Genomic DNA, 521 nt, shown 5'->3' on the forward strand with positions numbered 1-521 from the left:
CCGGCCAGCGCGAGCAGGCCGGGGGCGAGCAGCGCGTCCGGGGAGGCGGCGTCACCGGTGAGCAGCGACACCAGGCCGGCGGCGGCCAGCGCCACGACGAGCCCGTCGAGCAGCCCCGCGCGCACCGCCGACCCGCGCGGCGGCACGCTGCGCAGCAGCTGGGTGAGCGGCTCGCGCACGGACGGCGCGGCGGTCACCACGACCGTCACCACGGCGAGGGCGGCGGCGGCGGCCACCGCGAGCAGCAGCAGGCCGTCGAGCGGGAGGGGGACGTCGTCGGGCAGCCACCAGGCGGCGACGACCCGGGCCAGCGCCCACCCCGCGAGGCCACCGAGCAGGCAGCCGAGCACCGACACGAGCGCCAGGTCGCCCACCACCGTGGCGGCGGCGGCCAGCGGTCGGCGTCCGCGCAGCCTGGCCAGCGCGACGTCCGGACGACGCTGCTCGGCGACCGACGCACCCACCGAGCCGAGCGCCACCAGCGCCAGCAGCACGGCCTGCAGCGCGACGAGCGGCAGCGG

At 80.2% G+C, this 521-nt stretch carries 1 protein-coding gene; it reads right to left on the minus strand.

Going from position 1 to position 521, the window contains the following annotated elements; genetic code table 11:
• Positions 1-521: FtsX-like permease family protein (locus tag ACYVI6_RS18860; protein ID WP_460447806.1), on the minus strand; the 521-nt coding region annotated here is incomplete at both ends.

The organism is Angustibacter aerolatus (assembly GCF_054776675.1).